The 20,295-nt window shown below is 61.0% G+C and carries 14 protein-coding genes; 9 read left to right on the forward strand and 5 right to left on the reverse strand.

What is annotated here, in order from left to right; all coding sequences use genetic code 11:
* Nucleotides 1–3 precede the first annotated feature (3 nt).
* From EPN59_RS02285 to EPN59_RS02320, 8 genes are all read left to right on the forward strand, one after another.
* Nucleotides 4–1,134, forward strand: a complete 1,131-nt coding sequence (locus EPN59_RS02285) for an ABC transporter permease (RefSeq protein WP_293041178.1) — start codon at nt 4–6, stop codon at nt 1,132–1,134.
* A gap of 13 nt (nt 1,135–1,147) precedes the next feature.
* Nucleotides 1,148–2,623, forward strand: a complete 1,476-nt coding sequence (locus tag EPN59_RS02290; RefSeq protein ID WP_293045445.1) for an efflux transporter outer membrane subunit — start codon at nt 1,148–1,150, stop codon at nt 2,621–2,623.
* 109 nt (nt 2,624–2,732) lie between these two features.
* Nucleotides 2,733–3,152 (forward strand): hypothetical protein, encoded by a 420-nt coding sequence (locus EPN59_RS02295; RefSeq protein ID WP_363928531.1) that lies wholly within the window; start codon nt 2,733–2,735, stop codon nt 3,150–3,152.
* 775 nt (nt 3,153–3,927) lie between these two features.
* Nucleotides 3,928–4,674, forward strand: coding sequence for a C39 family peptidase (locus EPN59_RS02300; protein WP_293041117.1), 747 nt, complete (start codon nt 3,928–3,930; stop codon nt 4,672–4,674).
* Between the two features lie 2 nt (nt 4,675–4,676).
* Nucleotides 4,677–6,347, forward strand: a complete 1,671-nt coding sequence (locus EPN59_RS02305) for a PQQ-binding-like beta-propeller repeat protein (RefSeq protein ID WP_293045448.1) — start codon at nt 4,677–4,679, stop codon at nt 6,345–6,347.
* 93 nt (nt 6,348–6,440) lie between these two features.
* Entirely contained in the window at nt 6,441–8,102 is a 1,662-nt protein-coding gene (locus EPN59_RS02310; protein WP_293045451.1) for an ATP-binding cassette domain-containing protein, read from the forward strand.
* A 73-nt stretch (nt 8,103–8,175) separates the two neighbouring features.
* Entirely contained in the window at nt 8,176–9,198 is a 1,023-nt protein-coding gene (locus tag EPN59_RS02315) for an aminoglycoside phosphotransferase family protein (RefSeq protein ID WP_293041125.1), read from the forward strand.
* Nucleotides 9,195–9,887 (forward strand): molybdenum cofactor guanylyltransferase, encoded by a 693-nt coding sequence (locus tag EPN59_RS02320; protein WP_293041127.1) that lies wholly within the window; start codon nt 9,195–9,197, stop codon nt 9,885–9,887. Before EPN59_RS02315 ends, EPN59_RS02320 begins: the two co-directional genes overlap by 4 nt.
* A gap of 112 nt (nt 9,888–9,999) precedes the next feature.
* Here the strand turns inward: EPN59_RS02320 and EPN59_RS02325 are convergent, their stop codons facing one another.
* The 4 genes from EPN59_RS02325 to EPN59_RS02340 all read right to left on the reverse strand — a co-directional run bounded on the left by EPN59_RS02325 (nt 10,000) and on the right by EPN59_RS02340 (nt 14,559).
* Entirely contained in the window at nt 10,000–10,839 is an 840-nt protein-coding gene (locus EPN59_RS02325; RefSeq protein WP_293041130.1) for an ABC transporter permease, read from the reverse strand.
* 22 nt (nt 10,840–10,861) lie between these two features.
* The gene (locus EPN59_RS02330) at nt 10,862–12,139 is read right to left on the reverse strand and encodes an ABC transporter permease (protein ID WP_293041180.1); all 1,278 of its coding nucleotides are present in this window, start codon (nt 12,137–12,139) and stop codon (nt 10,862–10,864) included.
* A gap of 191 nt (nt 12,140–12,330) precedes the next feature.
* The gene (locus tag EPN59_RS02335) at nt 12,331–13,374 is read right to left on the reverse strand and encodes an ABC transporter substrate-binding protein (protein WP_293041133.1); all 1,044 of its coding nucleotides are present in this window, start codon (nt 13,372–13,374) and stop codon (nt 12,331–12,333) included.
* Between the two features lie 90 nt (nt 13,375–13,464).
* On the reverse strand, nt 13,465–14,559 hold the full coding sequence (locus EPN59_RS02340; RefSeq protein ID WP_293045454.1) for an ABC transporter ATP-binding protein: 1,095 nt from the start codon (nt 14,557–14,559) through the stop codon (nt 13,465–13,467).
* Between the two features lie 184 nt (nt 14,560–14,743).
* Between EPN59_RS02340 and EPN59_RS02345 the strand changes: the two genes are divergently transcribed.
* Nucleotides 14,744–16,282 (forward strand): PLP-dependent aminotransferase family protein, encoded by a 1,539-nt coding sequence (locus EPN59_RS02345; protein ID WP_293045457.1) that lies wholly within the window; start codon nt 14,744–14,746, stop codon nt 16,280–16,282.
* A 30-nt stretch (nt 16,283–16,312) separates the two neighbouring features.
* Here the strand turns inward: EPN59_RS02345 and EPN59_RS02350 are convergent, their stop codons facing one another.
* On the reverse strand, nt 16,313–20,104 hold the full coding sequence (locus EPN59_RS02350) for a DUF748 domain-containing protein (RefSeq protein WP_293036250.1): 3,792 nt from the start codon (nt 20,102–20,104) through the stop codon (nt 16,313–16,315).
* Between the last annotated feature and the right edge of the window lie 191 nt (nt 20,105–20,295).

Consider the following 20,295-nt stretch of genomic DNA (forward strand, 5'->3'; position numbering starts at 1 on the left):
TCGATGGGGTTCTCGCTGGCGCGATGGTGGAGCATCGTGCTCAAGGAATTCCTGCAACTGAAGCGCGACCGCATCACCTTCGCGATGATCATCGGCCTGCCGATCATTCAGCTCACGCTGTTCGGCTACGCGATCAATACCGATCCGAAGCACATGCCCACCGCGGTCGTGATCGGCGACGACAGCGTGTTCTCGCGCAGCTTCATCGCGGGAATGAAGAATTCGGCCTATTTCGACGTGATCGAAACGCTGCCCGACGAAGCCGCCGCGCGTCACGCACTCGCGCGCGGCAAGGTGCAGTTCGTGCTGAGCATTCCCGTCGATTTTTCGCGGCGGCTGCTGCGCGGCGAAAAACCGTCGCTGCTCGTCGAAGCCGACGCGACCGATCCCACCGCCATCACGACCGCCATCGCGGCGCTGCCGGGGCTCGTCGCGCCCGTGGCCGCGAAGGATCTCACGGGGCCGCTCGCGCATCTGAACGGCGCGCCCGCCGCATTCGACGTGCAGATCCACCGTCTCTACAACCCCGAAGGCATCACGCAGTACAACGTCGTGCCCGGCCTCATGGGCGTGATTCTCACGATCACGATGGTGATGATGACCGGCCTCGCAATCACGCGCGAACGCGAGCGCGGCACGATGGAGAACCTGCTCTCGACGCCGGTGCGGCCATTCGAAGTCATGACCGGCAAGATCGTGCCGTATGTCGCGATCGGCCTCGTGCAGGCGACGATCATCGTGCTCGCCTCGCGCTTCGTATTTCATGTGCCGTTCGCGGGCAGCCTTCTCGCGCTCTACGTCTCGGCGCTGCTTTTTATCGCCGCGAATCTCACGGTCGGCATCACGCTTTCGTCGCTCGCACAAAACCAGTTGCAGGCAATGCAGCTCACCGTGTTCTATTTCCTGCCGAACGTGCTGCTGTCCGGCTTCATGTTCCCGTTCGCGGGCATGCCGCGCTGGGCGCAGTACCTCGGCAACCTGCTGCCGCTCACGTACTTCAACCGGCTCGTGCGCGGCATCCTGCTCAAAGGCAACGGCTGGAGCGACCTGTGGCCCTCGGTGTGGCCGCTCGTCGTGTTCATGACGATCGTCATGACGATCGCCGTGCGCTTCTACCGGCGCACGCTCGACTAGGAGGCTCGCGACGATGAAACGCTTCGCGCTCTCCACCGCCACACTCGCGCTGATGCTCGCGGGCTGCGCCGTCGGCCCCGATTTCCACACGCCCGCGCCACCCGTGACGGCCTCCTTCACGCGCAACGCAACGCCCGCTGCGACCGCAGCACCCAGCGGCACGGGTGGCGGCGCGCAGCACTTCGTCGCCGCCTCGACTGCACCGCGCGCGTGGTGGACGCAGTTCGGCAGCCCGGCGCTAGATCAGCTCGTCGATGCCGCGCTCGCAGCCAGTCCGACGCTCGATTCCGCGCGCGCCAAACTCGTTCAGGCGCGCGAAAACTACAACGCGCAGGCGGGCGCCACGCTGTTCCCGTCCATCGACGCCAGGCTTTCGGGCGCGCGCCAGAAAGTCGATCCCGCCTCGTTCGGCATCAGCTCCGTGCCGAATCCGCCGCCGTTCACGCTCTATGACGCGTCGGTCAGCGTGTCGTATGTGTTCGACGTCTTCGGCGCCAATCGCCGCGCACTCGAAGCGACGCTCGCCCAGGTCGATTACACGGCCTACGAACTCGAAGCAGCGCGTCTTTCGGTGGCGGGCAACGTGGTGTCGGCGGCAGTCCGGCGCGCCTCGCTGCGTCGTCAGATCGAACTCACGCATCAATTGATCGATGCCCAGTCGCGTCAGTTGTCGATCATGGAAAAGCGGCTCGCCGCAGGCGGTGTCGCCGATGTCGACGTGCGCAGCCAGCGCACGTTGCTCGCGCAGACGCGCGCCTCGCTGCCGCCGCTTGCGACGCAGCTTGCCCAGACCGATCATCAACTGGCGATCCTGTTGGGCGTCGAGCCGTCGAGCACGCAGTACGCTGCACAACTCGATGCACTGTCGCTCGATACGTTGAAGCTGCCCGACACCGTTGCGCTCACGCTGCCTTCGACGCTCGCCCGCGAACGGCCCGATATTCGCGCCGCCGAAGCGTTGCTGCATCAGGCAAGTGCAAACGTAGGCGTCGCGACGGCGAATCTGTATCCGCAGATCTCGCTCTCCGCAGGCGCGGGCACGGAGCGCACGCGTGTCGCCGATCTCCTCGATGGGCTCAATGTCTGGAATATCGGACTCGGGATCACGCAGCCGCTTTTTCGCGGCGGCGAATTGCACGCGAAAAAGCGCGGCTCGGAGGCTGCGTTGAACGCTGCGTTCGCAGACTATCGGCAAACCGTGCTGCAGGCGCTGCAACAGGTCGCCGATACGTTGCGTGCGCTAGAAAACGATGCGCTCGAACTGCAGTCGCGCAACGACGCTGCGCGCGAAGCGCAGGCGAACGCGACGACGGCTTACGCGCGCTATGCGGCGGGTGGGGTTAGCGAGTTCAATCTGATCGATGCGCAGCGCACGGCGCTTCAGACCTCGCTCGACAGGACGCGTGCGCAAGCCGACCGGCTCGCCGATACGGCCGCGCTCTATCAGGCTTTGGGAGGCGCCGCGCTGCCGGAGAAAACCGCGCAGTGACCTTGTCGTGATCTTACTGTGAGCTTCATCGCCACACATAAAGACCATCCATGATGTCGTGTAACGTAACCGAGCGTCGCAAGCTCGACGGTGCGTCGGAGTCCACGTATTGAACGTCCTCCACGCAGGTGCACGGCAATGCGCCGCGTTTCTGATCGGGTCGGAAAACGGCATTCAGAACGCGCTTACGGCAAGTTTCATGATGAAGGCTATCGACGCGCAACGGCGTGTCAACCTGATGCCAGCCTACATTCTCTGCATCCAGATTTCGGTATTTTTCTGCCTCCTGAGCGCCGGCATGATCGGTACGGCGCACTTGAGCATTGCACTCCTGACTGCTGGAATCGCAACGGTGATCGTCGGCGCAAGCGGCTTCGGGTTGGAACGCCAACAATCGACCACACATCGTTATAAAAGGAACTTGACGATGGAGGGTATAGGCCGCTTACTGCGGCGACGCGGTGGCTTCGGATACACGATGCGCCATACCGTGACACACTCCAATTCAGCAGGATACCTATGTTATTAAGGAGTAAATCCGTCAGAAACCCATGATCCATGGCAGACAGAGCTCTCGACTAGAGATCTCCATCTTGACGATTCCTTTCATCGTTATTTCATTTTGCTTACATCTTCGCTTCACATACCAAGCCGAAAATTCTCACTATTGAAGCAGGACTCTTCTTCTTTAGATGCGTACTGGAATCGTCCCACTCACATTGAGATTACTCCGATGGCCGATGTGGTAACGTTCCCGTCCGTTTATTCGCATTACAGATCATCAATGCAACTTCCACGTGAGGCGTGAATACCGATTTTTCATGATCGTAGATGGCTACCGCGATTGATCAGGAGAAGCCCTTGGTGTGACGGTGACTGAGAACGGCAATTGCAGGCTAATAGTATAGATACCGCGCTCGCTGAGGCAGTGCATGCGCACGCTCGCGGCAATCCCTCGCCGATCAAGTCAACATAACCCGCGGGAAACGCGCGATATTGACAGACCGTGCCATGTAAGCGGCGCGATTCAGTCGCAGCCAAACAACACCGCTCACGGCATTGTTTGGCTGGCTCATCTTTGAATCATAGTCATCCAAAATATTTTTACGGAGCAGATTGAAGGTGGATCGAGTTTCGACACCACAACTCCCCCATTAATATATTTTTTACAATAAAAGTTGGCGCGCTTTACTGTCGGAGTCCTGACGTTATCTTTGCAAGATGAGAAATATCAGTGCCCCAGCGCCGAGGCCTTCGCATCGACAAACAACCATTTTTAGTGATTTTACTATTGGGATCATGATATGAATACCGCATCTTTATCCTTGCTTGATTCTCATGTCCGTCCGACGGCTCGGGGCCTTGCGCCAGTGTCCATCTACGATCCAACAATTCGCCGACTAATCACCAGCCTCAAGTCGGAACTGGCTCGCAAGAACCCGATAATGATTCGTTTGCATGCAGCAGCACGCTACCCCATTAAGGGTGATCGTGCCTACCGCAACGATCTAGAAGGGCACGCAGTGCTCCTTGTTGGCTATGACGACGAGCGGCGAAGTTTCGCGGTGATGGACCCGTGGAATAAGGAGTGGGGTGGCGATTTCGGAGGTTTTTATTGGCTTTCCTACAAGGATTTCGCCATGAATAACGTCAATACATCGAATGGCCAGGCCTCGGCTCTCACCCCCATCAACATTTCCGCTCGAGTCAAAACGCAATCCAATACGCGCGTGCTCAGCGTGGAAGTCGGCATGCACAATCCGAGAGCCATCGTGATGGATCGTGCGGTACAGCGGATGACCCACGTTACGCTATTGGCGCACATGGGCACGGAAATTCATACGCTTTCGGCTACCGGACGCTGGGCTGTTGGCGAATCGGCGAAATTCAACATCGTCATACCAGATTCTCTTTCCGGCGAAATCGAAACACGGCTTGATGTCAGTGCTCGGATTTCGGGGGAGCGGCCGTATCCCTATGAAGACAATATCGGCGTGACCGTCGTGCACAAACTTTCCTTTGGCGCCGCCAGAAATCGAAAGGCAGCCTGACTATGTCCAGTCCGCGTTTGGAAATGTCGTGGTGCCGAAATATCGATGGTCTTGTGCGTGTACCGATATTCGATCCAAAGGATGATAGTCGAGCATATGTCACTGTATATATAGAGAAGCGCCGTACCTATGAGGCTCATTGCTTCGATCCGCGGACTGGCGTAGAGATCTGGCGGACTACCGTCGACAATGGCGGATATGGCACTCCGGCGATCCGTGACGGCCAGTTGGTTCTGCTCACTGCGTTCAGCAATGTGACCGCACTGGATACTGGTACGGGGCGCGAACTTTGGACGGTGCAAACCAGCGCACGAATTCGCTCTGGCGTAGCTGTGTCTAGTAATGGTCTAGTCGTGCTATCGAGCGGAAACCAGGTGCTCGGCATTGATGCCGCTGGGCAGTTGGCCTTTTCGTACCCAGTTGACGAGTGTTTCCTATTCGGTAAAGTCGCTTTCCTTACAAGCGGTGACATGCTGACAATGGGGACGCGTACTGACGCGAAAGGACATTCGGAGATATTCCTGGCAGCGCTTGGCACCGACGGAAAGGTGCGCTGGCGCACGGCGTTAAGCCTCGGCAACGTCGCGAGTTCAGATACGTCCGGTATCGTTATAGACGGACAAATTGCCATCGCAGGTGCGGTCGATGGAATTTTCGCGGTGGACATCGACAGTGGGCGCATCATCTGGCGCGTGGATGTCGAAGGCGACGCACATCGTCACGCTTGCGTTTCGGACGGTAGCCGTGTCTTTTTCACAACTGCCGAAGGCTATGCGGGGGCTATCGATGTCCGCACGGGCCGAATGCTTTGGCAACGCATGCTTGCGCCGTATGGTGTCTGGTCGCCCCCCACCATACTGGGTGATCGGGTTGCATTCGAAGCCGATGGGCTGATGCATATCGTGCTTGCGCAAAGCGGCATGACCGTGCAGCAGCAAGCGGTTGGACAAACGCCCTACAGCACACTGGCGATCAAAGACAATCGCGCACTTCTCGGAGGTGGTGATCCGCCCTATTTCGGCCTTCTCTTTGGCTTTGTACTTGTTGAATCATCTACCTTGCCTACGCTGTCGTGCGACACCGTGCAGCAAGTGCAGACGTTCCGTGCATACGAGGATTTGAATGTCGCCGTCCGTATTTCGGGAGAAAAATCCGCAGAGCTTGCTAGCGTCACCGTCGACTTCTCTTGCCTCGGAGAAACTTCAAAGACCAGGCCCGAAATAGTCGACGGCGACACCTACATTTTCCGTGTAACTCCGGGTGCCGGATATCAGCATGGCTCCTACGCGCTTCCGATCATGGTCAACTTCCGCGACAGTACGACGTGGTACGGGACATCCTATCTAAAACTGGAAAGCGATGAACGTCTTCCCACGCGTACACTCATCACCGACATTGGAAATTTCGAACAGGAGCAACCATACTGGAGCGGTGCAGCCTGTATCGTGGCAGCCAAGAAGTTGTTCGGCGAAGAAGTCGATCAAGCTTCCGTCATGGGCATGATAGAAGCCATTCAAGCCAAAGCCGACGATTATTTCCCATTCGATATCTGGCGAATCATCGCCCGTCGTGCTATGACGACCAGTGCACATTCAGTCACTGGGCTACCGGAATTCCAAGGTGAATCCAGCACCGCACAGCAAGCGCCAGAGCGTTACCCCAGCGAAACGTAAGTGCATCCCTTGGTCCCCGAGCAAAGCCAGTCTACGCATCATCGATATCGAAGGCTAAGCGACTCGCACCCTCATAAGTTCAGCCGATCTGCCATGAAGTTTGAAAAATGGACGCACCAATTGATACTTGGAAAATTGGCTGATAGTCGGCTTATCATCCTTTTTTCGGCAAGCTATGCGCTCGGCTTTTCGATACCACTGATCCTACAAGGCCAGATCGATTCGATGCGAGTCGCCAGCATCACATCGTTCCTTTTGGCCACGATAACGGTATGCATCATTTGTGCTGCAGAGTTCCTGACCTCCATGCTGCGACAGAAAATACTCCTGCGTATTTCCGAGGAAGTCGACAGCGCGCTCTCGGTTTCGATTAGCGACCTGTTGTTCGGAATGCCATCGAGAGTCCGAAAATTAACAGGCGCAAGCCGGGTTGCACAAACGTTAGTTCGACCGGAAGCCATTCGCAGGTTTTTCGGTGGCGCGGCCCCGATGGTCATGTTTGATGCCGCAGCCTCACTGATTGCGGCTGCAGTAGTTGCGATCTACAGTCCGATTACTGCCGCGATGATCATCGTAACGATCATGATCATATTTTTCACCACCCGGCGTGGCTATAAGATGCGGCGCGTGGATGTACGAGCTCTAGCTGAAGTTGAAAAACGCCGGTTTTCCATGTTTTCTGAATATGCCCAAGCGGCCGACATTATCCGAATGTCAGACTGGATGCAGCATTTCAAGAGAAAGTTGACGGACAATCTGGAAAATTTGCATACGGTTCGCAGAGCGCATATCGAAACATCAGATTATGCTGATTACGGTGCCAAGTTGCTTATCAGAATGAGCACAGTTGTCATCGCCGTCTACGGCGCGTCCAGGATTAGCACTGGCGGGATGACATACGGCGAATTCTTTGCCGTCCAACTTTTCGCTATGCGAGCACTGGCGCCTATGACGATCATTACTTATTGGACGAACGAGCTTCAGGTCAGTCTCACACATCTGGAAGATCTAAATGCATTCCGGCCCGAGGGAGACAAGACTGCTTACCATCAACTCCCGATAGCCGAGATCAATCACATTGCGTGCACTAATTTAACCATATACCGGAAGCGCCGAATTTTCGAAGGAGTTTCGTTCGCCATCAGTAATCCGGGGCTGTACACGATCTTGGGCAGCAACGGTTGCGGGAAAACCACGTTGCTTGAAATCCTCAGCGGCCTCGAAACTGAATATGACGGAACGATTATGCTCAACTCGACACCGTTAAGCAGCATCGCGCCCGAAGATCTGTGGCGTACCGTTTCCTTAGCGACGCAAAAACCGTTCATTTTCAATTCGAGCATCCTTGAGAACATCGACCCGACAGCCGACGCGGACAAGTCCAGGATTCGGCATATCTTTGAGCAGCTCGGATTTGCATGGCTCGGCAAAACGATGGAATCGCGAGTGCTGGAGGAAGGCGGGGCAGGACTTTCCGGTGGTGAGCGCCGAGCCATCGCCTTGACACGTGCTCTCTACAAAGTGGCCAGCGTATACATTTTCGACGAGCCGACCAACGACCTATCGGAACCCTCAGTCGACAATCTGGTTCGCATGCTGACTGAACTCGCAAATGATCATATTGTTCTCCTCGCCACTCATGATCGAAGGATCATCAACGCGTCGATGGTCGCCGTGCCGAGGGACGGTTGGCAAAGGGACCGCAGCAGGCCGATATCAATGATCGGAGAAAGCAAACTCCACCATCCCCATTAACCTGGCTACCAGGCGGCGACGCGCCAGATGCGCTGGAGTCACCACCGATCTCATCTCTCCCCTCTGGACGATCATGACCAGCAACCAATCCACCGACCACGCCGCACTGGAATACCTTCTCGAATTGATCGAGACGCTATTCAAACACGAAAGCAAACCCGACATCCGCACAATCAAAGGCCCGAGACACGAGGTATTCAAGATTGAGTGCGAAGGCCGCGCTTATATCTTCAAGATCCTCGGAGAAAGCGACCGGTTTCAACAGCGTGAAATTCTGGCGAGGGAGCTTTTGCCTGCGGACTTTCCTGCGCCACGGATACTGCATTCGGGCGTGACCGAAGACAATCGGTACTGGATCATAATGGAATCCATTGGCGCGCAGGACATGCGTCGCTGGCTTCTGGGTTTGAATCGAGACATCGGGGATTCGCACCCCGCCATTAGTGAAATCTTTTACGAATGCGGGAAGCTTCTCGCACGCATTCACTGTATTCAGTTTGGCGAACAGGAGGGCTTGCCACGCAGCTTGTATTGCGACGAGATTTATAGCCTCGGCTACGGAACACAGGCGTTCGGCGACAATCTGCTTGCGGCCGTCGGTCAGGCGATTGATCTGCTCGGCGAGGGGGCGAAAACGCCCATTTTGACGGCGTTGCGTTCAAGTGTGCAGCAATGCTTGCCGTACACGAATATGGAATCGTTTTGTCACGGCGATTACAAGGCAAAAAATGTGCAGTTGATCGAAGCCGGTAAAGTCGCCGGCATTATTGATTGGGAGTGCATCCATGTCGGATCGCCCCTGACCGACGTGGCCCAGTTCCTGCAGCATGCACACCAGTATGAGGACATGGAGCGTTTCGCCGACGGGTACAGCGAAGTGATCCCCTCCCGTGGCAGTCTTGTCGGCGCTGCATTTTCCTACCGGATGGCGGAGGTCGTGCTCGGTCTGAAACGCCCGCAGCCTCCATTCGACGAATTTGAATTGCGCATCAATCGGGCATACATCAAGGGTTGCGCCGATATCGTCGAATCGAAACGCGTAGACACCATGATGGAGATTGGGAACGAGTTGCTTCGGTACGGGATCGAATCATGAAATCCGGTCTCCCGATGATCGAGCATCAATTCATTCCCGGCGCCATTCTCGCAGGTGGCCGCGGTACACGCATGGGAGGCAACAAACCTCTGCAACGACTGGCCGGGCGCCGGCTTATCGATCACGTGATCGACAGGGTGAAGCCGCAAGTCAGCGAACTGGCATTAAGCATCGCTCAAGATTGTGCATGGGCAACAACGTTTGAACTCCCGGTCGTGCAAGACGCGTTTCCCGGGCAGCCCGGGCCGTTGGCGGGCATCTATTCCGTCATGGCGTGGGTCGCGGAACGACAGCCGCATGCCAAAGCGCTGTTCGTCACGACAGCCGACTCCCCGTTCATTCCACGGTCGCTCATCAGCATCCTGCTTCATGCCCATGAGGCAAACGGGTCAATGGTTTTCACGAAATACGGGAATCTTCAGTTTCCCGCGATCGGAATTTGGCCGCTGTCCTGCATGGAAGCGCTGCGACGCTGGCTAATAGCGGAATTAACGGGGCTCGCCCCAAAGCCATTCCTGAGTGGAAAAACGTGGACGGTCGTCGACTTTTCCGGCACCCGCCACGACCCGCTTGCCAATCTGAACACGCGGGAGGATCTGGCACGTGCAGAAGTGCTGCTGCCAACAATCACGGAAGACTATAAGTTTAGTATTGGCGTGCACCCTCCCCCAGGCGGCCAGATCCCTTGAAGTCGCTATTGAGGCACGGAGACTCAAGACTTGTTTCCGGCGGAGACACCCGCAGGAGTGCGCCCATGCTGGGCGCACAATGAAAACGGCACCCGCAGGCGCCGTTCCTCCATCAAGCCTTCACCGCCCGCGCGGCGCTTCTGCCGCGCAACCATTCGAGCGAAAGCAGCAGACACGTCGAGAACACGATGAGAATCGTTGCGAGCGCAGCGATGGTCGGGCTGATGTTCTCGCGAATGCCCGTGAACATCTGGCGCGGCAGCGTCGTCTGATCCGCGCCCGCCAGGAACAGCGTGACGACCACTTCGTCGAACGACGTCGCGAACGCGAATAGCGCACCCGACATCACGCCCGGCGCGATCACGGGCAGCGTGATGCGGAAGAACGTCGTCAACGGGTTCGCGCCGAGCGAGAGACTCGCGCGCACGAGGTTGTAGTTGAAGCCCTGCAGCGTCGCCGACACGGTGGTCACGACGAACGGCACGCCGAGCGCCGCGTGCGCGAGGATCAGGCCCGTGTACGTGTTGGCGAGACCGAGCGGCGCAAAGAACAGATACATGCCGACGCCGACCACGACGACCGGCACGATCATCGGCGAAATGAGGATCGCCATGAGCAGCGCCTTGCCGCGGAAATCGGCCTTCGTGATGCCGATGGCGGCGAGCGTGCCGAGCACCGTCGCGATGATCGTGGCCGACGGTCCGACGATGAAGCTGTTCTTCGCGGCCATGCGCCACTCGTCGGACATCACGAGATTCTGGTACCAGCGCAGCGACCAGCCCGGAATCGGATAGACGAGGAAGGTGCTCGACGAGAACGACAGCGGCACGATGGCGAGCACCGGCAGCACGAGATACAGCAGCGTGAGCACGCACAGGCCGCGCATCACGAAGTACCACACGCGCTCGATACCGGAGGTGTGCGGCGCAAAAAGGGGTTTGGCGAATTTCATCGCTTGCGTCTCCGTGATGGCGTCAGCCGAGGCTCAGTTGCGAGCGCGTGAAGCGCCCATAGACGAAGTACAGCACCGTCGTCGCCGTGAGCAGCAGTGCGCCGAGCGCGCACGCCATACCCCAGTTGATCGACACGTTTGTGAAGTACGCCACGTAATAGCTCACCATCTGGTCGCCGGGGCCGCCGAGCAGCGCAGGCGTGATGTAGTAGCCGATCGAGAGGATGAACACGAGCAGCGCACCCGCGCCCACGCCCGGATAGGTCTGCGGCACATACACGCGCCAGAACGCTGCAAACGGATGGCTGCCGAGCGAGACGGCCGCGCGCTGATAGGTCGGCGGAATCGACTTCATCACGCTGTAGAGCGGCAGCACCATGAACGGCAGCAGGATGTGCGTCATCGAGATATAGACGCCCACGCGGTTGAACAGCAGCGGGAGCGGATGTGAAATGAGTCCTCCGCTCATCAGTAGCTTGTTGACGAGGCCCTCGCCCTGGAGGATCACGATCCACGCGGCCACGCGCACGAGAATGGACGTCCAGAACGGAATCAGCACCATGATCATCACGAGATTCGCGCGGCGATCGGAGAGCGTCGAGATCCAGTAAGCGAGCGGGTAGCCGAGCACCAGCGCGAAGATCGTCACGAACACGCTGATGGTGAAGGTGCGGCCGAATACATCGAGGTAGATCTGGTGGTCGGCATCGGCGGGCTGGATGTTGCCGAACGCATCCTGACGATGATCGAGTGACGCGAGCAGATAGAACGGCGAATAGCGTCCGCTGTTCTTCGCGATGGCCTGCCAGTAGCTCACGTCGCCCCAGCGGTCGTCGAGTTCGACGATCTTCGCGCGCGTTTGCGCGGGCGTCAGCGTGAGCGGATGGCCGTCGTCGTCGGCGAGCGGCATGGCGCGCGCGGTCTTCGCCACGAGCGAGCGAAAGCCCGGAATTTCGACGTTCAGGCGCCGTGCCAGCGCGCCCATCGCCTCGCCGTCCTGGATGGCGGCGAGATCCTGCGTGAGCGCGACGTAGGCCGCATCGGGCGGCGTGCTCTTGCGGTCCCATTCGCGCAGCGCCGTGATCGTCTGCGGCAGCGCCGTGGCCACTTCGGGGTTCTGCACGGCGCGCGTCAGCAGTGCCGCGATGGGCACGACGAAAATCAGCAGCAGAAAAATCGCGAGCGGCGCGATCAGCATCAGCGCCACCGTGCGCTTCTTCGCCTGCGCCACGCGCAATTCGCGCTTGAGCCGGGCGGCCGGTTCGCCTGCGGTGTCGGCGGCGTTGGTCACGGTCGTCATCGTTGTCACAGCTTGTCTCCTGCGTTGACTGGCGTTAGCACTTCAGCGCTCACTCCGGTCCCACATCTTTTTTGTGTCGGCCGCAGCGGCTGCATCAACACCCGCTCCGGCCTCACCACCTGCTCGATACAGCAGGCCGCGCGCACCCTCCTGCACGTCAGGCGCGCGCAGCCACTCCTGCTTTCACACGCTTACTTCGCGGCCCACGATGCGAAGCGCTGCTCAAGCTCGTCGCCGTGGTCGGTCCAGAACGCGAGGTTCTGCTGGACCGCATTCCTGGCGTTGGCGGGCGAATTCGGCAGATCCGCGAGCGTCTTCGCGTCGAGGCCCTTGATCGCGCTCTGGTTCACCGGGCCGTACGCGATGTGCTGCGCGTACTGCGCTTGCGGCTGCGGCGAGATCGTGTACGCGATGTACTGCTCGGCCAGCGCCTTGTTCGGCGAGCCCTTCGGAATCGCCCAGTAGTCCAGGTCGTAGATGCTGCCGTTCCAGACCACCTTCAGGTTCTTGCCTTCGCGACGCGCGGCATCGATGCGGCCGTTGTAGACCGTCGACATCACGACGTCACCCGCGACCAGAAACTGCGGCGGCTGCGCGCCCGCTTCCCACCACTGGATGTACGGCTTCAGCTGGTCGAGCTTCTTGAACGCGCGGTCCTGGCCGGCCTTCGTCGCGAGCACCTTGTAGACGTCCTTCGGCGCAACGCCGTCGGCCATCAGCGCGAATTCGAGGTTGTACTCCGCGCCCTTGCGCATGCCGCGCTTGCCCGGGAATTTCTTCACGTCCCAGAAATCGGCCCAGCTCGTCGGCGCGGTCTTGAGCGTATCGGCGTTATAGGCCATCGCCGTCGACCACACGAAAATGCCCGCGCCGCAGGGTTGCTGCGCCGCCTTCATGATGTCGGCCTTGTTGCCGAGCTTCGACCAGTCGAGCTTCTCGTAGAGACCTTCGTCGCAGCCGCGCGCGATATCGCCGGTTTCGACTTCGACCACGTCCCAATTGACGTGCTTCGCCTCGACCATCGCCTTCACTTTGGCCTGCTCGCCGTTGTATTCGACGACCGTGACCTTGTTGCCGGTCTTGGTCTGGAACGACTCGTTGAACGCTGCTTTCTGCGCATCGCCGTTCGCGCCGCCGAAGTTCACGACGGTCAGTTCCGAGGCGTGTGCGACGCCGAATGACAGTGCGAGCGCAGCCGCGATCGCTGCAACGCGCGTGTTGCCGATCTTCCTCATGGTTTTGTCCCTTCTCCTTGGTGGTAGTCATGCCGGGCGTTCCGCCCGGTCTCCTCGACGTCTGCAAAACGGCCCGCGAGGGCCGCCCGCTCAGGCGAACACGCGCAGATGTTCCGGCGCGAATTCGAGCGCGACCGGCTGCCCGGGCGCGAACCCTGCAAGTGCCTCGGTGCCGAGCGGCACTTTTACGAAGCACTCGTCCTGTTGCGGCAGACCGCAGCGCATGCGCACGTGGTCGCCAAAATAGATCAGCCCGCGCGCCTCGCCCGCGATTGCGTTCAAGCCCGCGCGCACCGCGCCGTTCACGGCGAGCTTCATGCGCTCGGGGCGGATGCACGCAACGGCTCCGCTGCCCGCCTTCGCGCCCGCCACGTTGCGGCCCGTGAGGCGCGTGCCGTCGGCGAGATGGAGTTCGCAGAATTCGCCGTCGACAGCGGCGATGGTGCCGCGCAGGCGGTTGCTGTCGCCGATGAAGTTCGCGACGAACGCATTGCACGGCGATTCGTAGAGACTGTCGACGGTGTCGAGCTGCTGGACGATGCCCTTGTCGAACACCGCGACGCGGTCGGACATCGTGAGCGCCTCGCCCTGGTCGTGCGTGACGTAGACGAACGTGACGCCGAGCTTCTCGTGCAGCGACTTCAGTTCGTACTGCATATGTTCGCGCAGTTGCTTGTCGAGCGCGCCGAGCGGCTCGTCCATGAGCACGAGTTTCGGCTGGAACACGAGTGCGCGCGCAAGCGCGATGCGCTGCTGCTGGCCGCCCGAAAGCTGCGCCGGATAGCGCTTCGCGAAGCTTTCCATGCGGACCATCTTGAGCGCGTCGTTCACGCGCTGGGCGCGTTCGTTCGTGGGCACCTTGCGCACGCCGAGCGGATACGCGACGTTCTGCTCGACCGTCATGTGCGGGAAGAGCGCGTAGTTCTGGAACACCATGCCGATGTCGCGCTTGTGCGGCGGCACGTTGTTGAGCAGCTTGCCGTCGAGCCGGATCTCGCCGCCGGTGGGGAACTCGAAACCCGCGAGCATCATCAGGCAAGTGGTCTTGCCCGAGCCGGACGGTCCCAGCAGCGTCAGAAACTCGCCCTGATAGATGTCGAGGTCGAGTTGCTTGACCACCAGCGTTTCGCCGTCGTAGGTCTTGCGGACGCCACGAAAGCTGACGATCACGTCAGAATTCTTCATCGCACTGTCTCCTTACTTTTTCTGTCGCCGCGGGTTGAAACCTCTTTCGGGCCACCCCTGCTGATCCGGCGCGATTAAAAATGCTGCATGGCGCATTAACCAGATCTGACGTCCGGATTACTATAGACGCTCACGGCTCCACGTCATGGAGCCATTTCATTATTCCTGATGGAACCACTTGGGCATGGACATTTTGTCTGACTGGCTCTCGGCACAGCTCGACAAAGACAGCGCCGAACCGGCCTACCGCCAGCTCCTGCAACTGATGCAGCAGGCCATCCTGACCGGACGGCTCGCGCCGGGCACGAAGCTGCCCAGCTCGCGCACGCTCGCGCTCGACCTCGGCGTCGCGCGCAATACGGTGCTGCACGTCTACGACCAGTTGAGCGCGGAAGGCTATGTCATTTCGAGCACCGGCAGCGGCACCTATGTCGCCGACACGCGGCCCGATTCCGCCGCTGTGGGTCTGCGCCCGCCCGCCGGGGCGAACGCATCGGCCGAGGCCGGGTCCACGCCAGCGGGCGCGGCCTGCCCGCGCGGCGACATGTCGGTGCGCGGGCAACGGTTGATCGACGAAGCCGGCGTTTCGGCGAAGCAGTGGGGAGCCTTCATGCCGGGCGTGCCGGACGTGGCCGAATTTCCGTCGCGCACATGGAGCCGCCTGCAGTCGCGGCTGTGGCGCTCGGCCAGCCACGATCTGCTCACCTACGCGCCCGGCGGCGGCTACCGGCCGCTGCGGCGCGCGTTGTCGGACTATCTGCGGGTCGCGCGTTCGGTGCGCTGCTCGCCCGACCAGATCATCATCACGACCGGCATCCACCAGTCCATGGACCTCGCCGTGCGTCTGCTCGCCGACGTCGGCGACCGCGCGTGGGTGGAAGAGCCGTGCTACTGGGGCGCGCGCAGCGTGCTGCAGTCGTCGGGGCTCAAGCTCGCGCCGATTCCCATCGACGACGAAGGACTCAATCCGGGCGAAGCGGACCTGTGCGAGCCGCCGCGCATCGCGCTCGTCACGCCGTCACATCAATATCCGCTCGGCATGGTGATGAGTCTGGCGCGGCGGCGCATGCTGCTCGAATACGCGCGCCAGCACAAGGTGTGGATCATCGAGGACGATTACGACAGCGAATTCCGCTACGGCAGCCGCCCGATCGCGTCGCTGCAGGGCCTCGACAACGCGGACCGCGTCATCTACGTGGGCAGCCTCGGCAAGATGCTGTTTCCGGGCCTGCGCATCGGCTACATGGTCGTGCCCGAGCGGCTTGCGGCCACGTTTCGCACCGGCGTCGCCGAGCTGTACCGCGAAGGCCAGCTCATGCAGCAGGCCGTGCTCGCGGAATTCATCATGGACGGTTATCTGACCTCGCACGTGCGCCGGATGCGCACGCTCTATGGCGAGCGCCGCCAGTTGCTGATCGACGCCGTGACGCGCCATTTCGGCGATGCGCTGCCCGTGATGGGCGACGAAGCGGGGCTGCATTTCGTGCTGGGCCTGCCCGCGCACTGCGACGACCGCGCGGTCACGGCGGACGCCCTGAATAACGGGGTGATCGTGCGACCGCTCGCGTCGTATTACAGCCGCACGCAGGAACGCAAGGGCATCCTGACCGGCTACGCCTGCGTGCCGCACGAGCAGATCGCCCCGGCCTTCGCGACGCTCGCGCGCGTGATCGAGGAACACGCATTTACGCGCGCGCCGCGCGCGTTGCGGCGCACGGCGTAAAGCGTCTCTCGTCTTGCGCCGCCGCGCCCTTTATTTCAGCCCGAAATCGACGCGCGTGGTGGCGCCCTTGTCCTGAATGCCCTTTGCGTCAAGCTTCGGCGCGACGATGAACACGCGGCTCGGATCGACCTTGCCTTCGAGGTACTGCTGCACGGCCTGCGCGCGTTTTTGCGCAAGCTCGCGCAAGGCCGCCTCGTCCACCGGCGCATGCTCGGCGAGCGCCTGTTTCATGTCGGCGTCGGGCAGCGTCTTCGTGAAGCCGATCAGGTTGTGCGGCTTCTTGAAGTCCGCCGACTTATAGGCCTTGGTGAGGTACTTCTCGTATTCCTTGTCGTCGACCTTCACCTGCGATGTGTCCACGCTCTCGCCATTGCCCACCGTGTCCTTCACTTTCTGCAGGCGCACGAGGCGATCGACGTACCGGTCGCGCAGCGCGGGCGTATCGATCGCCGGATCGACGCGGCCGATCAGGTCGAGCTTGATCGACGGCTTGTCGTCCAATGCCTTCACGATCGTGTCGAGCTTCTTCGTGTCCGCGTCGCTGAGCGTGGCCGTGCCCGGCGCGAACTCGACGTAGCCGAGATCCTCGCCGCCGCCGCCGAACGCGTTCGCCAGCAGCGAGAACGGCGCCGTCACTGCCTTCTCGATCAGGTGCAGCACCGCCGTCCAGATCAGGCTGCCGAGGCTGAACTCGGGATTCGCGAGCGAGCCCGACACCGGAATGTTCACGTCGATCTCGCCGGCCCGGTTCTTGAGCAGCGAAATGGCGAAGCGCACCGGCAGCTTCGTGGCCGTGGTGTTGTCGACGTGATCGCCGAACGTGAGCTGGTCGATGAACAGGTGGTTGTTCGCCGTGAGCAGATCGTCCGCGAGCTGGTAGTGCAGATCGACGTTGAGCTTGCCCTTCGTGATCGGATAGCCCGCGTACTTCGCCGAGTACGGCGTGAGGTTCGTGAGTTCGATGTCATGCGCGCTCGCGGTGATGTCGAGCGACGGTTTCGCGATGAGCGGATTCACCGTGCCCTTGATCGTGATCGGGCCGTTCGGGACGAGCTTCGCAGAGACATCGACGGGCGCGGGCGTGGTCGATTGCGTGCCGATCGCGCCTATCCTGCCGCGGATCTGCACGAGGTCGGCGGTGTAGTTCGGTTTGATGAAGTTATCGGTGTAATTCATGCTGCCGTCTTGCAGCAGCAGCTCGCCGATATGCAGCCGCACCGGATTCTTCGGCGGCTCCGCCGCGGTGACCATGGCGGGCGCCGACGCTTGCGCAGGTGCGCCCGCAACGCTCGCCGCCTGCGGCGAGAGCGGCACCGGCTCGTGGCCGCCGTGCGCCGCCGCGCTCGTGTCGTGCGTGAGCGACTGCGCTTCGCCGGTCTGGTGCGCCACCACGTCCTTGAGGTTCAGCTTGCCCTGCGCATCCAGCAGCACGCGGCCGTAAAAGCCCGCGAACGTCACGCGGCTCGCATCGACGTCGGTGCCGTGCGTGTCGTCGAAGCTCGCCTTGAGATTCGAGAACGCGAGCGAGCGCCAGCCCGCAAACCGGCTCGACGTGGCCTTGTCGAGCATGCGCACATCGACGAGCGCCGCGTCGCCGCGATAGTTCGCCCGCATCCCCTTGCTCTGCTCGAACGCCAGTTGGCCCTTCATGTTCAGCAGCGCGCTCGCGATCACCGCATTCAACTGGCTGCTGAAGTACGGCTCGAACGCGGCGGCGTCGAGCCGGTTCGCGTCGATCTTGAGCGCCGCCTTCAGCGGCGTCGGGCTCACGTCGCCGTTGAGCGCGAGCGTGCCCTTGCGGTTCAGCGTCGCCTTGAGGGCGACCGGCAGCGCGTGGCCGAGGTCGTCGCTGATCTGCTGCACCTTCAGGTCGAGCGGCGTGATGGCGAGCTTCACCGGGCGCGGCGTGGTGCTGTCCGTGAAGTTGATCGTGCCGTTGTTCAGGTTCAGCGCGTCGATCTTGTAGTGCCAGGCCGGAGCTTCCGGCGCGGACTTCTGCGCCGCATGCGTCTGCGTGTGATTCGCTGCATGACTTGCCGCATGATGCGGCGCGGCTTCGTGCCCGCCCGCCAGTTGCATGAGATTGATGCTGCCGTCCTTGCGGCGCTCGGCGTTCACGACGAGGCCCGTCGCATCCACCGAAGTAATCTGCGCGGTATGCGCCGCGAGATCGACCTGATTCACCTTCACGACGCCCTGCCCGAGCGCGATGGCCGGCGTCTTCTCGCCGCGCGCCGCCACCTTGAGCGTTTCCAGGTTCAGCGTGCTGTCACCGACCACCACGGCGGCAGGCGACTTCGACCAGTCGGCGGTGATCGTCGTATTGAGTCCGAGCTTGCCGTCGAGGATCTGCGCGCCGCTCACGCTGTCGAGATACGGCTGCTTCGGTGCGAGTTGCACGCCCTGAATGTCGATCTTCGCGTCGGCGGTCTTCGCCGCCATGCCGAACGAGCCCGTGGCCTTCACGGTGCCGCCGCCGTTCTCGGACATGCCGAACGTATATTGCGCGGGCGTCTTCGCCGTGGTCGAGAAATTCGCGAGCGTGACGTCGACGTTCGAAAATATGTTGTCGACCGGATGTGATACCGCTTCGTCGTGCAGGTGCACCGTACCGCCGTTGATCGCGACCTGGCGAATCGAGAGATCGAGCGGGGCGGCCTGGGGTGCGGCCTTTGCTTCGGCGGGCGACGCTTTCGCTTCGGAAGCCGCTGGCGGCGCTGCAGCCGTTTTAGCCGCCGCGCCGCTGGCTGCATTCGGGCCGCCCGCCAGCTTTTCGACGCTCAGCGTGCCGTTCTTGTCGCGCGCGATCCAGACGTTGGGCGCGTCGAGACGAATCTCGTCGAAGTGGAAAACGTTGCTGAGCGGCACAAGCGACGCCGCCGCGACGTGCAGGCTATGCGCGCCGAAGAACGGCGCGTTGGCCGGATCGGCGGTATCGAGGTCGTCCAGATCGGCGGTGCCCGACACGCGCAGTTCCGGCTTGTCGCCCGCCATCACGAAGTTGAGTTTGAGATCGGTCGAGAGCTTGCCGCTTTTCACCTGCACCGGCAGCTTCGTCGGCGCGTAGGTGAGCAGGCGCGGCACGTCGAGCGAATCGAGCTTCAGCGCCACCTCCGACTCGCGCGACGCCGCGAACGGCTTGGTCTTGCCGTCGAGGGCGAGCGTGCTGTTGCCGTCGATGCGCGCGCGCAGGAGCGGCTCGACGAAGATATTGGTCTTCGACGGCAGCGTCGCAATGAACGGAATGCCGAGCGTGAAGCGGTCGATTACGTGCTTTTCGTTGAGCAGGCGGTCATCGAAGGTGACCTGGCCGTTTTCGATGCGGATGTTGGAAACCGAAAACGGCGTCGGCTTGCTGGCCGGCTGCGAGGGTTTCGAGAACTTCTCGATCAGGTCGGTGAAGTTGAAGCGCTGCGCGTCGAACCGCACGATATTGACGCGCGGGGAGTCGAGATGCACCTGGTCAACGATGGGCGCGGCACGGAAAATCGACGACCACGAGGGCTGGACGACGAGACGTTCGACATCGACAAAATTTCCGTTGCCGCCGCGCTCGCCGATATGGACGCGGTCGGCTTCGAGGCGCAGCGTGTACGGATTGAGCGCGATGCGGCCGATGCTGACCGGACGGTCGAGCTGCTTGCTCAACTGCTGGGCTGCGATGTGACGGATGAGCGGCGGTGCGGCGAAAAAGCCGAGCAGCCCGAACACAACGAGGAAAATCGACACGCCGGTCAGGATGTGCCGGGTGCGAGGTGCTCGCGCGATGGCGCGGACCGATTGCAGCGAAGAATTCAGAGGACCTTTGTTGAGACTTGCCATACTCGCTTGCCAGTGACGCGGCCGCAAACCGGCCGTATGGAATAGGACTGGAATGACGATCGAAGACCCCGACAGGCGAAAGTATAGGCCCGATGGGGTCACTCGCGGCAGGAGAATGCCGCGGTGCACGAATTCGCCGTGATAAGACAGAGCCTGAAGGTGGCGCGCGCGCCGGCGTTCGGGGATTCAGG

The organism is Paraburkholderia sp. (assembly GCF_004298475.1).
GTDB classification, from domain to species: Bacteria; Pseudomonadota; Gammaproteobacteria; order Burkholderiales; family Burkholderiaceae; genus Paraburkholderia; species Paraburkholderia denitrificans.

Excerpts from the sequence above, each read along its gene's own strand:
- EPN59_RS02300 (WP_293041117.1), top strand. The coding sequence starts at position 3,928 with ATGAATACCGCATCTTTATCCTTGCTTGATTCTCATGTCCGTCCGACG.
- EPN59_RS02315 (WP_293041125.1), top strand. The coding sequence starts at position 8,176 with ATGACCAGCAACCAATCCACCGACCACGCCGCACTGGAATACCTTCTC.
- EPN59_RS02345 (WP_293045457.1), top strand. The coding sequence starts at position 14,744 with ATGGACATTTTGTCTGACTGGCTCTCGGCACAGCTCGACAAAGACAGC.
- EPN59_RS02320 (WP_293041127.1), top strand. The coding sequence starts at position 9,195 with ATGAAATCCGGTCTCCCGATGATCGAGCATCAATTCATTCCCGGCGCC.
- EPN59_RS02350 (WP_293036250.1), bottom strand. The coding sequence starts at position 20,104 with ATGGCAAGTCTCAACAAAGGTCCTCTGAATTCTTCGCTGCAATCGGTC.
- EPN59_RS02325 (WP_293041130.1), bottom strand. The coding sequence starts at position 10,839 with ATGAAATTCGCCAAACCCCTTTTTGCGCCGCACACCTCCGGTATCGAG.
- EPN59_RS02290 (WP_293045445.1), top strand. The coding sequence starts at position 1,148 with ATGAAACGCTTCGCGCTCTCCACCGCCACACTCGCGCTGATGCTCGCG.
- EPN59_RS02285 (WP_293041178.1), top strand. The coding sequence starts at position 4 with ATGGGGTTCTCGCTGGCGCGATGGTGGAGCATCGTGCTCAAGGAATTC.
- EPN59_RS02335 (WP_293041133.1), bottom strand. The coding sequence starts at position 13,374 with ATGAGGAAGATCGGCAACACGCGCGTTGCAGCGATCGCGGCTGCGCTC.
- EPN59_RS02305 (WP_293045448.1), top strand. The coding sequence starts at position 4,677 with ATGTCCAGTCCGCGTTTGGAAATGTCGTGGTGCCGAAATATCGATGGT.
- EPN59_RS02330 (WP_293041180.1), bottom strand. The coding sequence starts at position 12,139 with ATGACGACCGTGACCAACGCCGCCGACACCGCAGGCGAACCGGCCGCC.
- EPN59_RS02310 (WP_293045451.1), top strand. The coding sequence starts at position 6,441 with ATGAAGTTTGAAAAATGGACGCACCAATTGATACTTGGAAAATTGGCT.
- EPN59_RS02340 (WP_293045454.1), bottom strand. The coding sequence starts at position 14,559 with ATGAAGAATTCTGACGTGATCGTCAGCTTTCGTGGCGTCCGCAAGACC.